This window comes from Streptomyces sp. S3(2020) (assembly GCF_013044505.1).
In the GTDB taxonomy this organism is placed as follows: domain Bacteria; phylum Actinomycetota; class Actinomycetes; order Streptomycetales; family Streptomycetaceae; genus Streptomyces.
Genome location: NZ_JABERD010000007.1, coordinates 59,585 through 73,515 on the forward strand (window position 1 = coordinate 59,585; position 13,931 = coordinate 73,515).

Annotated in this window: 10 protein-coding genes and 1 pseudogene; 10 read left to right on the forward strand and 1 reads right to left on the reverse strand. The window is 68.1% G+C overall.

The features are described 5' to 3' along the window. Positions 1-45 precede the first annotated feature (45 nt). From HLK59_RS04390 to HLK59_RS04410, 5 genes are all read left to right on the forward strand, one after another. Complete coding sequence (locus HLK59_RS04390; RefSeq protein WP_171139868.1) at positions 46-1,254, forward strand: ROK family transcriptional regulator; 1,209 nt, start codon at positions 46-48, stop codon at positions 1,252-1,254. A 203-nt stretch (positions 1,255-1,457) separates the two neighbouring features. Further along, on the forward strand, positions 1,458-2,471 hold the full coding sequence (locus tag HLK59_RS04395; protein ID WP_171139869.1) for an acetamidase/formamidase family protein: 1,014 nt from the start codon (positions 1,458-1,460) through the stop codon (positions 2,469-2,471). Positions 2,472-2,514: 43 nt separating this feature from the next. Further along, entirely contained in the window at positions 2,515-3,117 is a 603-nt protein-coding gene (locus HLK59_RS04400) for a peptidoglycan recognition family protein (RefSeq protein WP_171139870.1), read from the forward strand. An 82-nt stretch (positions 3,118-3,199) separates the two neighbouring features. Next, complete coding sequence (locus HLK59_RS04405; RefSeq protein WP_171139871.1) at positions 3,200-4,516, forward strand: GAF domain-containing protein; 1,317 nt, start codon at positions 3,200-3,202, stop codon at positions 4,514-4,516. A 117-nt stretch (positions 4,517-4,633) separates the two neighbouring features. Further along, positions 4,634-6,157, forward strand: a complete 1,524-nt coding sequence (locus HLK59_RS04410) for an aldehyde dehydrogenase family protein (protein WP_171139872.1) — start codon at positions 4,634-4,636, stop codon at positions 6,155-6,157. A gap of 447 nt (positions 6,158-6,604) precedes the next feature. Here HLK59_RS04410 and HLK59_RS04415 read toward each other — a convergent pair whose 3' ends face one another. Beyond that, positions 6,605-9,868, reverse strand: a complete 3,264-nt coding sequence (locus HLK59_RS04415; protein WP_240982194.1) for a hypothetical protein — start codon at positions 9,866-9,868, stop codon at positions 6,605-6,607. Between the two features lie 246 nt (positions 9,869-10,114). Here HLK59_RS04415 and HLK59_RS04420 point away from each other — a divergent pair. The 5 genes and pseudogenes from HLK59_RS04420 to HLK59_RS04440 all read left to right on the forward strand — a co-directional run. Next, positions 10,115-10,393 (forward strand): annotated as a pseudogene (locus HLK59_RS04420) (transposase); the annotation flags it as partial. A 17-nt stretch (positions 10,394-10,410) separates the two neighbouring features. Continuing rightward, complete coding sequence (locus HLK59_RS04425) at positions 10,411-11,283, forward strand: IS3 family transposase (RefSeq protein WP_171139874.1); 873 nt, start codon at positions 10,411-10,413, stop codon at positions 11,281-11,283. 77 nt (positions 11,284-11,360) lie between these two features. Then, the gene (locus HLK59_RS04430) at positions 11,361-11,537 is read left to right on the forward strand and encodes a hypothetical protein (RefSeq protein ID WP_171139875.1); all 177 of its coding nucleotides are present in this window, start codon (positions 11,361-11,363) and stop codon (positions 11,535-11,537) included. A gap of 261 nt (positions 11,538-11,798) precedes the next feature. Beyond that, a complete protein-coding gene (locus tag HLK59_RS04435; protein ID WP_171139876.1) occupies positions 11,799-12,473 on the forward strand; it encodes a VWA domain-containing protein in 675 nt (224 codons plus the stop codon). 33 nt (positions 12,474-12,506) lie between these two features. Next, positions 12,507-13,928 carry a lipopolysaccharide kinase InaA family protein gene (locus HLK59_RS04440; RefSeq protein WP_171139877.1) on the forward strand — a complete coding sequence of 474 codons (1,422 nt, stop codon included), beginning with the start codon at positions 12,507-12,509 and terminating at the stop codon, positions 13,926-13,928. The last annotated feature ends 3 nt before the right edge of the window (positions 13,929-13,931 follow it).

Genomic DNA, 13,931 nt, shown 5'->3' on the forward strand with positions numbered 1-13,931 from the left:
ACCGGCTCGCGGAGAACCGTTTCGATCAAGAGGACTGACGGAGGCATGACCGCACCGCTGCACGACGCCCACCCGGCCGGACCGGGGCGCGCGCTGCCCGACACCCAGCAGGGCATGCGCCGCCGCAACCTGGCCCGGGTGATGCACACCGTCAGCGCCGAGGGACCGCTCTCCCGTGCCGCCGTCGCCTCGCGGATCGGGCTGACCCGTGCGGCTGTGTCGACCCTCGTCGACGAGCTCATACGCTCGGGCCTGCTCGACGAGCTCGGCCCCGAGCGGCCGGGCCGGGTGGGCCGCCCCGGGTCGGCGCTCGCCGTCAGCGCGCGCGGTCCCGCCGGGATCGGCGCCGAGGTCGGCGTCGACCACCTCGCGGTCTGCGCGGTCGACCTGCGCGGCCAGGTGCGGGCCCGTGCCGTACGGCACGGCGCGAACCGTGGCCGCTCCCCCGCGCCGGTCGTCGAGGAACTCACCGAGTTGATCGACCGGGTCGTCGCCGAGGCGGAGGGCGAAGGCCTGTGGCCGGCGGGGCTCGCCGTGGCCGTGCCCGGCCTGGTGGCACGCGACGACCGTACGGTCGTGCGCGCCCCGAACCTCGACTGGCACGACACGGACCTGGGCGCCCTGCTGGCCACTGCGTTCCCGCTGACCGTGGACAACGAGGCCAACTTCGGTGCCCTCGCCGAACTCTGGCTCGGTGACGGCACCCCGCTCGACTTCCTGCATGTGTCGGCGGAGATCGGCATCGGCGCGGCCGTCGTCGTGGCCGGCGGTCTGCTGCGCGGGACCCGTGGCTTCGCGGGTGAGCTGGGACATGTGCCGGTGGAGCCGGAGGGGCCGCAGTGCCCGTGCGGTGGGCGTGGCTGTCTGGAGCAGTACGCCGGTGAGGAGGCCGTACTGCGGGCGGCCGGTCTGGAGCCGGGGGGCGACCGGGTCGGGCTGCTCGCGGCGCGCGCCGCCGACGGGGACGAGGACGTACGACGTGCCCTGCGGGACGCGGGTCGGGCGCTCGGCGTCGCACTGACCGGGGCGGTCAATCTGCTGGACCCCGAGAACGTGGTGCTGGGCGGTGAGCTGTCCGGGCTCGCACCGTGGCTGCTGCCTTCGCTGGAGGCCGAGCTGGCCCGGCGGACGGCGGGACCGCCGTGTCCGGTGTCCGTGTCGCGGCTGGGTCCCGAGGGGCCGTTGCTGGGGGCCGCGCACTCGGTGGTGCGGGCTGTCCTCGACGATCCCGCGGCTGTGGCCGAACGGGCCTGACGCCAGGGTGGTTTCAGTCCGGTCCGCCTGACGCCAAGGCGACTTCGGTCCGGTCCGTTCGGCTTGTTCCCTCGGCCGGGTGAGCGAGTTGTCCACAGGTCCGGGGCCGTCCACCGAAACCCGTCGCGCCCTACAGCCCGATCCGTCCGCGCCGTACCGTGATGCACACGAGACGCGACCGCCTTGAACGGAGCAGTGCAGCCATGAGCGACCCCCGGATCCTGACCGTGCGGCCCGAACCGGGCGAGTACGCCTGGACGTTCGGCGGTGCGCCACCCGTGGCGCGCATCGCGCCCGGCACGGTTCTCGACCTGTACACCGAGGACTGCTTCGCCGGACGGGTGCGCTCCGAGAAGGACCTGGTGTCCCAGGTGTGCGAGTTCCCTTTCCTGAACCCGCAGACCGGCCCCTTCCATGTGGAGGGCGCCGAGCCGGGCGACACCGTCGCCGTGCACTTCGTGTCGATCGAACCGGCCCGGGACTGGGCCGCGTCCACCACGGTCCCCCTCTTCGGCGCGCTCACCTCGACCCACACCACGGCCACCCTCCAGCCGCCCCTCCCGGAGACCGTGTGGATCTGGCAGCTGGACCGGACCCGCCGCACGGCACTGTTCCGGGCACGTGACAGCGACTTCGAGGCCGAGCTGCCCATGGACCCGATGCACGGCACCGTGGGCGTGGCCCCCGCCAATCTGGAGGTCCGCTCGGCGCTGGTGCCCGACGCGCACGGCGGGAACATGGACACACCGGAGATGCGGGCCGGCGTCACCTGCTACCTCGGTGTGAACGTCGAGGGCGCGCTGCTCAGCCTCGGCGACGGACACGCCCGGCAGGGCGAGGGCGAGACCTGCGGGGTCGCCGTCGAGTGCGCGATGAACACCGTGGTGATCGTGGAGCTGCTGAAGGGCATCGCGACGCCCTGGCCGCGCATCGAGTCGGACACCCACATCATCTCGACGGGGTCGGCGCGCCCGCTGGAGGACGCGTTCCGGATATCGCAGCTCGATCTGGTGCGGTGGCTGGTGCGCGACTACGGGTTCAGTGAGTTGGACGCGTACCAGTTCGCGACCCAGGCCGTCGAGTCGCCGCTGGCCAATGTGTGCGACACCAACTACACGTGCGTGGCGAAGATCCGCAAGGAGTGGCTGCCCGCGCGTGAGACGCACCGTGGTGTGCACGCGCGGCTGAGGGAGACCGCGGCAACCGTCCGTCCCTGACCCGCGTCTCGATCAACACGGCACCTCCGAAAGGCGATCGGGCATGGAACGGGCAAGACCGCTGCCGAGCAGGCGACGGCTCCTCAAGGGCGCCGCCCTGACCGCCGTCCCCTACGCGCTGCTGCCGGACGCGCGCGCCGGAGCGGAGACCCACCCCGTCGACCACCCGCTCGCCGAGTGGCAGCCCGCGACACCCGCCAACCGCACGGCGGCGAACCGCCCGACGAGCCACCCGGTCGACCTCGTCATCATCCATGTGACGCAGACGAGCTACCGCAAGACCCTGGGTGTCTTCCGGAGCCCCGAGAAGCAGGTCTCCGCCCACTACGTGGTCCGTTCCCGGGACGGCAACATCGCGCAGTGCGTGCGTGAGGCCGACATCGCCTGGCACGCGGGGAACTGGGAGTACAACACGCGCAGTATCGGCATCGAGCACGAAGGATGGGTGGACCGTCCCGCGTACTTCACCGACGTCCTGTACGCACAGTCGGCGCGGCTGACGGCCGACATCTGCGCCAAGTACGCGATCCCGAAGGACCGGGCGCACATCATCGCGCACGTCGAGGTGCCGGGTTCGGACCACACCGACCCCGGGCCGCACTGGGACTGGGAGCGCTATATGAAGCTGGTCGAGCGTGTGTGGTGAGGCTGGTCTGGCGTGCCGGGCCGTGACGTCGTTCGGGTGACGGCGGTCGAAACGGTTGTCCGCGCGCGTACCGGGAGTGACGATGTCTCCAGCCGCATCACCTTTCGGGGAGGCCCAGTTGAGCGATCCGTGGGTGGCCCTGGAGCCGGGGGCCGACCCCGCCGAGCGTGCGCGGATGCTGCGCCGCGCGCACGAGACGTTCACCGAGGCGGGTACCGTGCCGCGGCCGGTGCGGCCGGTGGTGGCGGATTCGTGGCGGCGTTCCGCGCGGGCCGGTGTCGGGCCCGACGGGAGCGCGAGCGTCGAGCTCATGGACGGTGACCTCGGTGTCTATCGGGCCGAGCATCCGCTGGCCCGGGTGATGCCGCTGTTCCGTGAACTGCTGGGCACGTTCGCGTCCGACGGGGAGCATCTGCTCGCGGTGTGCGACGCGCACGGCAGGCTGCTGTGGGTCGAGGGGCATGCGTCGACCCGGCGACAGGCGGGGCTGATGAACTTCGTGCCGGGGGCGCGGTGGGCGGAGACGGCGGTCGGGACCAACGCGCCGGGCACGGCGGTCGCCCTCGACCGGCCGGTGCAGGTGTTCGCCGCCGAGCACTTCATCCGGCGGGTGCAGCCGTGGACCTGCGCGGCGGCTCCGGTGCACGATCCCCGCACCGGGCGGGTGCTGGGTGCCGTGGACATCACCGGTGGGGACGGGCTCGCGCATCCGCACAGTCTGGGCTTCGTCCAGGCGGTCGCGCGGGCGGCGGAGTCCCATCTGGCGCTGCTCGCCCCGGAGATGCCTGCGGCCGATCTGCCCGAGCTGACCGCGCTGGGCCGTGACGAGGCCCAACTGCTCACCGGAGGGCGTCGGATCAGGCTCAGCCGCCGGCACAGCGAGATCATGGTGCTGCTGTCCCGCCATCCGGAGGGGCTGACCGGCGACGAGCTGCTGTGCGCGCTGTACGAGGACGAGTCGGTGACACCGGTGACGCTGCGCGCCGAACTGGCCCGGCTGCGCAGGGTGCTCGGCCCCGGCCTGCTGGCCTCGCGTCCCTACCGGCTCACCGTGCCGGTCGAGTCCGATGTCACCGTCGTGGAAAGGCGGCTGGAGACCGGCGCGGTCACGGCGGCGGCGACGGCGTACTCCGGACCGCTGCTGCCCGCTTCCCAGGCCCCGTCGGTGGTGCGCCTCAGGCACCGTCTCGCCGACGGCCTCCGTACGGCGCTGATCGCCCGCCGCGATCCGGACCTGCTGGCGGACTGGGCGCACGCGCCGTGGGGCGAGGACGACTTCGACGTGTGGCGGGCGCTGGCGGCGACCCGTCCGACGGCGGCGGTCCGCTCGCGGCTGGCGGCCCTGGAGGCGGAGCTGGCGGCACCGGGCGTACGGCGCCGGGGAGTTACCACACCGTAGAAGCACCGCCCCTGCCCCCTGAAGCCGACGGCAACGTAGTTGCAACGTCCCCTTCCCTAGCCTCGCGCAGAGAGCTGCCCAACGGCGGGCAGCGCTGCTGCAGGGAGGCAGACCAGGATGACCCGTTACGCGGCGCCCGGCACCGAGGGCGCGATCGTCTCCTACCAGGCGCGCTACGACCACTTCATCGGCGGCGAGTACGTTCCGCCGGCCCGCGGGCAGTACTTCGAGAACCCGTCGCCGGTGAACGGGCAGCCGTTCACCGAGGTCGCGCGCGGTACGGCGGAGGACGTGGAGCGGGCGCTCGACGCGGCACACGCCGCCGCCCCGGCCTGGGGCCGTACGTCGGTGACCGAGCGCTCCGACATCCTGCTGAAGATCGCCGACCGTATGGAGGCGTATCTCGAACCGCTGGCCGTGGCGGAGAGCTGGGAGAACGGCAAGCCGGTGCGCGAGACGCTGGCGGCCGACATCCCGCTCGCCATCGACCACTTCCGCTACTTCGCGGGGGCGATCCGCGCGCAGGAGGGCTCGCTCGGCGAGATCGACGACGACACGGTGGCGTACCACTTCCACGAACCGCTCGGCGTGGTCGCGCAGATCATCCCGTGGAACTTCCCGATCCTGATGGCGGTGTGGAAACTGGCCCCCGCCCTCGCCGCGGGCAACGCGGTCGTCATCAAGCCGGCCGAACAGACCCCGGCGTCCATCCACTACTGGATGAGCCTGATCTCCGATCTGCTGCCGCCGGGCGTGGTGAACATCGTCAACGGCTTCGGTGTGGAGGCGGGCAAGCCGCTCGCGTCCAGCGCGCGGGTCGCGAAGGTGGCGTTCACCGGCGAGACCACGACGGGGCGGCTGATCATGCAGTACGCCTCGGAGAACATCAAGCCGGTCACCCTCGAACTCGGCGGCAAGTCCCCCAACATCTTCTTCGACGACGTGTGGGCGCAGGACGACGACTTCCGCGACAAGGCCCTCGAAGGCTTCACGATGTTCGCCCTCAACCAGGGCGAGGTCTGCACCTGTCCGTCCCGTGCCCTCGTCCAGCGCGGCAACTACGCCGAGTTCCTCGAGGCGGCGGTCGCCCGCACCGAACTGATCAAGCCCGGCCACCCTCTCGACACCGACACGATGATCGGCGCCCAGGCCTCCAACGACCAGCTGGAGAAGATCCTCTCCTACCTCGACATCGGCCGCCAGGAAGGCGCGAAGATCCTCACCGGTGGGCAACGTATCGAGTACGACGGCGAGTTGAAGGGCGGCTACTACGTCCAGCCGACCATCTTCGAGGGCGACAACCGTATGCGGATCTTCCAGGAGGAGATCTTCGGCCCGGTGGTCTCGGTGGCGTCCTTCGACGACTTCGACGACGCCGTCAAAATCGCGAACGACACGCTGTACGGCCTCGGGGCGGGCGTGTGGACCCGCGACATGAACACCGCCTACCGCGCGGGCCGCGCCATCCAGGCCGGCCGCGTCTGGACCAACTGCTACCACGCGTACCCCGCGCACGCGGCCTTCGGCGGCTACAAGCAGTCCGGGATCGGCCGCGAGACACACAAGATGATGCTGGAGCACTACCAGCAGACCAAGAACGTTCTTGTTTCATACAGTCCGAAGAAACTTGGGTTCTTCTAGAGTCTCAAGTCGGTTGCCTGGAGGGAGCTTTACCTTTCCAGGCACCCCACAGGGTTCAGTCACTATCCGTGACCGCTCAGCAACGTTCCGGACCCGTTCACTATGAAACTGCGCCCATCCCGGACCAGCCACGGACCAGCTGGGGGCACTACGTCACGTCGCCCCCGGCGGGGCAAAGCATCCGAAGAAGTGCGGACGACGTCGGGTGACGGGTGTGGTCACACGGTAGTGGGCTCTCGGGTTGTCTAAAGGTCGTTGAGCGCCACGAGACTGGCCCTCAGCACATGCCGACGGTGTCGCGGTCCGAGATGACGCCACGTTCTCGCTATTTGCGGAGGTGCACGAATCTTCGCTACTCGCTTTGCGCCCACGACCTCGGTCTGTGGGCGCGGGCGGAGAAGGCGAGGCAGCGGCCGTTGCCGCAAGCTCGTTGGGGGTAGGAAGGGATCAGCTAGGCCCTCCTGGCTTCTGGTACTGCGCACCGATGGAGGCTGCGCGAACGCTGTGCCGGACGTCGCGGGAGAGGATTTGCAGGACTTCCGCGGATAGTTCGGCTGCTTCCGGGGCCGCCAGAGCTGCCGCTTCCGCCAGGACGCGGCGCACACGAAAGTCACCGTCCCGCGCCAACTGCAGGATCGTGTCTCTATGGTGAGCGGGATGACGCATGCAGAGGACCGCACCCGCCTGGCGGACACCGACGTAACCGTGCGCGGCAAGGATGCCAAGGTCGATCCGAGATGTAACGTCGTGCGGGAGTTGAGACAGCGTCACGGATACATCATGAAGGATCTCGGTGTCCTGCTCGGAGAGCAGACTGATTGCCTGGTGGCGTACCCAGACGTGGTCCTCAGGGTCAGTGGCGGACACCTCAGCCAGCCGTAGCCCCTTTCCGCGGAGCGACGCCGAACCGCCGGAGATCTTGAACGAGCTGAGCGGGTGGGGACTACCGGTCACTTCTTCGTCCAGGTAGCTTCCATCCCGCTTCCCGAGTGCGTACTCCTTGGCTAGCAGGAACGTCTGCCGATGGACTTCGACCGGCAGGTCGATGACCAGGTTGCGGGCACCGGTGATGGCGTCCTGCCGTGCCATAGCGATCTCGCGGGGGTCGGCCGCGATGTCCATGAGCCTTTCGAGGCACGTCTTGCGCGCATTGATGTGGAGGCTGCCAACCAAGTAGGAGTCTTCCACCAGCCTCGTGCCGAGGTCGGCGCGGCCTGGGTCCGGGGCGGGCCGTCGCAGGATGCGGTCGCGTGCCTGCTCGGCATTTCCCTGTACTGCTGGATGCCCAGGGTCGATGGCCATCCGTGCGACGTCAGCCAAGTACAGACCTTTGTCGTCGAGTTGAGACACCCGTGCACGAAGAGCAGCGAGATCCTCCCGCTCCGTTAGCAGTTTGACCACCTCATCTTCCACGACCAGTTTCAGTGCCTTATCGGCCCCGCCGTCGGCCAGATCGAAGAGTCGCGTGAGGGCATTTGCCGTGAGGCTGGAGTGGACCCTGGCGATGGCGACACACGCCGTTGCGTGTCCGTCGTCGGAGAAGTGGTATTGGTGGGGTCCTCGTGGCACATCGGCGGCAAGCAGGTCGAGGAGAGTCTGGGCCTGAGTCGGCGTTCCTCGCGCCCCAAGAGCACAGGCGCTGCGTGTGGCCTGATGCGTGAGGTGGCGAAGTGGGGATTCCATCAACTCACCCGTTCTGCCGCGCTCGGTGAGAGCCAGCAGTGCGGTGAGGTGAGCAGCAGCCGTGTCGTCATCGAGTAGATCCGCCTGCGCCGCAATCAGTGCCGCGCGAGCGTGCAGCGTCCACCACGGTGCATCGCTTAGGGGGCCCACTGGCAAAATGTGATCGCCCTTGGCAGCGATCTTCTCCAGCTTCTTAGCCCGGCCCGCGCGTTGGAAATGCTGGGCAGCCAGATCCAGTTCGCCACTGTCACGATACAGGTCCCCGAGGAACGTGAGGGCCTCGGACTCGCTTGCCCAGTTGCCCGTAATCACTGTGTCGGTGAGCCAGCGCCGGGCGGACAGAGCCGCTTCGACAGGCTTGCCTGCGACCACAGCCGACAGGGCCTGCTCCCTCGGAGAACGGACCCGGCTAAGAAGCCGGCCGCGGCCGGTGGTCCGCAGAGCTTGAGCCAACCTATGTTCGTCGTCGATGTCCGTTGTGAGCGGACCGTACTGGACGTTCACGGCCCGTACGGCATACAGCCAGTCAGCGGCGTCCTCGGGGAGTCCAGCGTTGATGGACTCGTGAACCGCGTCTCGCCAGCACTCCACTGCTGATTCGGCGCGCCCTTCAAGAGCGCAACGGCGTGCCTCTCGTGCATTGATCAACGCCGCGTGACGACCCGGGACTTGGTGGTACCGGGCCAGCTTCCTGAGCGCAATGCGCTCAGCATCGTCGTACTCGGCGCGCACCAGACGCAGGCGCATGACGGCATCCTCCGTAACGCGTTCGATCTGTCCCGAGCCCTCCGAGCCTGCGCGCTCGATCGCGGCGTCGATGATGGGGCCGAAGCTCTTCAGACTGTCCGAGTCTGCGGCCAGGAGGTTCTCGGCCGCCAGCAGGACGAGTAGGGGCTGGTTCGCAGGCTCGTCAGGCGAGGTTTCGCGCAACGCCTCGATCAGAGTCGCGACGTGGCCAAGGGGGTGGAGGGCACTGTCGACGGCGGCGCACACCAGTTGGATGTGGCGCTGCACTCTAGCGCCCGGCGGTGTTTCGGAGGCCGCATCGCCTTGGGCCAGCCCGCGGATCCGATGGATGAGTCTCCTCGCCTCATCCCGAATTCCGTAGTGCAGCGCAGCGACCGCGAGCTCCGCTGCTAGAACGACGGCTTCATCCGTGCGCTCGGCAGCAACGAGCGCATCGAGTTGCTTGCCGCGCAGGGTGTCAGCATGTCCACGGAAACCTTCGTCGTCGAGTCGCTGCGCCAACTCGCCATAGAGCCGGGCGGACTCCTCTGGTGTCGTCGACAGCTGTTCGTCGGCTCGTCGCAGGACGGACAGGACATCGTTCGTCCGCAGTGGGCCGACGAGGATCCTCTCTGCCCACTCCTGACGGTCCGGCAACGGCACGGGCACCCCCAGCAGAGGCGCTCCAGTGCAGAAGTTCTCCGCGGTCTCGCGGGTCCAGAACCGGGCGACCACGTCGCCGAGATAGCGCAGGTACTCATTGATCTGTTCGGAGCCCCACAGCTCAAGGTCCAGGTCGGCATGCGTGTTCTGAAGCTTGCCGAGTTCGTCCTCCAGCTGGGTTGTGCGGGTCTCGGCAGAGGTGGCAACGATGAGTCGTCGGGCGTCGAACGGACGCTTGCCCTCAGTGAACTTCTTGACGGCCGCCCGCAGGTCAGCGGTGGTGAACGTCTGGTAGTCCTTGCACTGGACGACTGTGTAGCTGCTGTCCGGTTCCCGTCCGGCCAGGTCAATGCCGTGCTGGGCCTGTCCCTCGACGCCGTAGCGGCGAAACTTGGTTTCCCTCAAGCCCCGTACACCACGGCACACCGCGACGAGGAGCTTCTCGAAGCGGTCCCAGCCGATGTGTAGATCGAGGTCTTCGCCTGGCGGAGTATTACCCGGGTGTCCCGACGATGGCGGGGTATTGAGCTCGGGATCTGCGGCGCAGACTTCCCAGCGCTCCTCTACGGCGTCGGCCGCTGTTGCAGGGTCCAAGCCAGGGGCGTGCGGTACGTGGTGATGCTCATCGGAGTGGGACACGCAGATAAGTGTCGCGTGTGCCACTGACATCAAGCGCCAGCCGTACGCGGATGACCTCATCCAACGCGTCCACGCCCTGGGTATACACGCAAATGAAGTCCACCCACACTGAACCACAGGCTTCCACCGGGATGGCATCCAGGGGTGCGCAGCGGACAGTCAGGCTTCGGCCCCTGGGGTTGATCCGCTTTGACAGACATTCGAGATCAGGGGTTCTGCCCCGGGAGGATGTCCATCATGGAGAGCATGGGGAAGAAGAAGCCTCGCCCTCGCCGTTCGTTCACGCCGGAGTTCAAGGCCGAGATCGTCGAGCTGTGCCGACGCGGTGACCGCTCGGTCGGCCAGATCGCCAAGGACTTCGACCTGACCGAGACCGCGGTGCGGCTGTGGGTCAGCCAGGCCGAGGTCGATGCGGGCGAACGCGACGGTCTGACCAGCAGTGAACGTGAGGAACTGGCCGCGCTGCGGCGGGAGAACCGCCGGCTGCGTGAAGACGTCGAGGTCCTCAAGCGTGCGACGGCTTTCTTCGTGAAGGAGACCCGGTGACGGTGCACCCGTTCATCGAGGCGGAGAAGCGTGCAGGTCACAGCGTGAAACGGGCGTGTGGGCTGCTGAAGGTCTCCAGGACCGCCTTCTATGCCCGCCGCGCTGCCCAGCCTGGTCCCCGCGCGGTCCGTGACGCCGAGCTGGCACAACAGATCGCCGACGTCCATACGAGATCGCGGGGCACCTACGGCGCCCCGCGCGTGCATGCCGAGCTCAAGCGGGCAGGCGCCGGATGCGGCCGCCGACGTGTCGCCCGGCTGATGCGGGCTGTCGGCCTGCAGGGCCGACACCGCGGACGACGGCACCTGACGACGATTCCTGATCCACGAGCCGCCCTGCGGCCCGATCTCGTCCTGGGCAACTTCCAGCCCGATGCTGCCGGCCTGGATGCCCGCTGGTGCGGCGACATCACCTACATCGCCACGGACGAGGGCTGGCTCTACCTGGCCACCGTCATCGACATCGCCTCCCGTCGCGTGGTCGGCTGGGCGACGGCCGACCACTTGCGGACCGATCTGGTCGCCGATGCCCTTAGGCCCGCCTGCCGAAAGCGCCGCCCCACCAGTTCGGTGTTCTTTCACTCGGATCGCGGCTGTCAGTACACCAGTCACCAATTCGCCACGCTGGCAGACCAGTTGGGGGTGTGTCTGGCGGTCGGCCGCACCGGACAGTGCTGGGACAACGCACTCGCCGAGTCGTTCTTCGCCACCATCAAGAGGGAACTGCTCGGCACCAGCTCCTGGCCCAGCCGGGCCGCCGCCCGCACCGCGATCTTCGATTGCATCGAGGGCTGGTACAACTTGCACCGTCTGCACAGCAGCCTCGGCTACCGCAGTCCCGCCGAATACGAGACCGCACTCGCAGCCTGACCACCACACCGATGGTGTCCGTCAAAGCGGAACAAGCTCACCTGGTCGTAAATGGCTGGACGTGGCCGGACCGGTCTATGTGCTCAAGGCATGGGAGGAGACACATCGGCGAGCTCGGCCCGAACTACCCGCTGCTCCCCGACATCGACAGCGTGGACCAGGTGCTCAAGTTGATCGCAGCCGACGAGGGTACGGAACCGGGGCCGTTCGTCTGGAGCTTCCGCAGGCTCGTCGTACGGGAAGGGGCGGCATAGCGCCACAGCAGGGGCACATCAGAACCTCCACCGATCCCGGCGCGCTCCAGTCATACCACCGCCGCCTACGGGGCCGGTCGCTACCGCTTGGCCGTGAACTTTCGACGCTTCTCCGTCACAACGACCAACATCCCCAGCTGTCACGGACTGCACGCAAGATGCGACACGTAGTACCTTTGTCTGCCTCAGCGTCAGGAATGACCTTGCCGCAACTAGGCGTGTCGGTTTGCAGCCACTAGTGCGGTGCGATGGGGGGACATCGTGGGTGCCGCGCCGCGTTTTATGGCCGCGAAGGCACGTCCGTTGCCAGTACTCGTACTGGCGGACGTGAGTGGGAGCATGGGAGAACCGCGGGAGAAGATCGATGTGCTCAACGAGTGCATCCGTCGCATGCTCGACGATTTCGCTACGGCCGACATCGGGCGAGGCACCATCCACGTCGGAGTGATCGCCTTCAGCCGTGATCGGGCTGAACTGCATCAGGACATGGTGCCCGCAGCCGATGCGTCCTGGACCGACATGGAGGCCCGAGGCGGCACCCCGCTCGGTGCCGCCCTCGAACTCGCTGATGCGGTGCTGCGTGATGAAGCGGCCGTCCCAACCAGGTCCTTCTCTCCCACACTTGTTCTCGTGTCCGATGGAATGCCCACCGACGAGTGGGAAGAGGCCCTCGACCGGTTACTCGACTCCCCGAAGGGTTCTAGAGCCAACCGGCTGGCGGTCGCCATCGGTCCCGACATGACCGAGCAGGCAAAAGCCGTGCTGCGCCGTTTCGTCAGCGACGAGGCCAACGGCGTGTTCGAGGCACAAGACGTCGGACGCATCCAGCAGTACTTCCGCTGGGTCACGGTCACGGTCACCCAGCAGGCTCGAAGCACTCGTCCGGACCGGGCACCGGTACTGAGCCCCGACGATTTGTCCGACTTCGGCGCCTGAACCGGCGAGACACGGCGAGAGGAAAGGCACCCCGTGGCATCGCGCTGGGATCTCGGCGGCCTGCTGCGGCCCGTCGAGGACGAGTACCACCAGCTGTGGTCACTGTCCCACTCGATCGGAGCCGGCGGCCAGGGCGAGGTATGGCTGGCCCGAGGCGGACGAACCGCCGTAAAGATAATCACTGCTCCGACTCACGAAGCAGCAGAGGCTGTTCACGTTCGGCTGCGCCGCATCCAGCGGCTTCCGTTGGAAGGTGTCCCGCTGGCTGGCGTACTCGCCCTGCTCGCCCCGCCGAAGCTCGGTTACGTGATGGAACTGGCCGATGAGATGGTCCCATTAGACACCTTGTGCGTCCCCGACGAGGAGGACCTGGCAGCCTGGTATCTGCGCACCGGGGGTCTGGAACGCCGACTGCGGCTGCTGGCCAAACTCGCAGAAGCCGTCGCCCGGCTCCACGCGCGTGCCATCGTGTACCAGGACCTGTCACCCTCCAACGTGCTAATTTCCGCCGCTACCGAGCAACAGGAAATCCGTCTCATCGACGTGGACAACCTCGGTCTGGCCTCGACCGTCGGATCCGCGCCGGTACACACGCCCGGATACGGGGCACCGGAAATCGTGTCGGGTCACAGCGGAGCCACCACTCTGGCCGATGCACATGCACTCGGCGTTCTGATCTTCGAGACCCTCACGGCCAGTCACCCGTTCCGGGGCGACGAGGTCCTGGACTCCGACCCCGCGTACCAGGAGGAGTACGCAGACCGTTTCCGCCTTCCATGGACCGACCACCCCACCGACCGCACCAATGATTGCACTGTGGGTATCACACCACGGCAGGAACTCCTGTCCGGTCAGCTGTGGGACCTGGCCTCACAGTGCTTCGTGGACGCCGTAGCCAATCCCCTCCTCCGGCCATCGGCTGCCCGGTGGGCCACGGCCCTGCACTCCGCTGCGGGGCAGACCGTCGAATGCCCGGAGTGCGGATGGACCTACCGTGCCTTCGCCCCCTCCTGCCTCGCCTGCCGGAGGCCCCGCGACCGTGTCTGGGTGCTGCGCCACGGACTGACTGGTCCGGTGGGTACCGAGCCGCAAGACCGATCGGGGAGCACTGACGACACCCCTGGTATACAGCTCTCGGAAGTCCCTCTGCCCGACTTCACCGCGCTGCGTCCCGGCGGCGAGACGACTCTGACCGCCCGGCATACCTCACCCGCCCCGGATCGACCCGACTCGGTGGTCGCGCAGTTGCGGCTTCACAGCCAGGACGCCACCGTGCTGAACCTTTCGCGCGACAGTCTCTGGCTGGACCATCAAGACGGTCGACCATGGCGGGAGATCGGCCAGGGAAGCCAGGCAACCGTGCCGGTCGACGGCCGCGCCTGGACGCTTCACTTCGGGAGGCAGGGTGCGATCCACCGCTGGGTACGTCTGATGGCTGTGGAGGCGAGCAGGTGAGCG

Bases quoted from the DNA above. Each gene is read 5' to 3' on its own strand.
- HLK59_RS04405 (WP_171139871.1), top strand. From the start codon at position 3,200: ATGTCTCCAGCCGCATCACCTTTCGGGGAGGCCCAGTTGAGCGATCCG.
- HLK59_RS04400 (WP_171139870.1), top strand. From the start codon at position 2,515: ATGGAACGGGCAAGACCGCTGCCGAGCAGGCGACGGCTCCTCAAGGGC.
- HLK59_RS04395 (WP_171139869.1), top strand. From the start codon at position 1,458: ATGAGCGACCCCCGGATCCTGACCGTGCGGCCCGAACCGGGCGAGTAC.
- HLK59_RS04390 (WP_171139868.1), top strand. From the start codon at position 46: ATGACCGCACCGCTGCACGACGCCCACCCGGCCGGACCGGGGCGCGCG.
- HLK59_RS04430 (WP_171139875.1), top strand. From the start codon at position 11,361: ATGTGCTCAAGGCATGGGAGGAGACACATCGGCGAGCTCGGCCCGAAC.
- HLK59_RS04410 (WP_171139872.1), top strand. From the start codon at position 4,634: ATGACCCGTTACGCGGCGCCCGGCACCGAGGGCGCGATCGTCTCCTAC.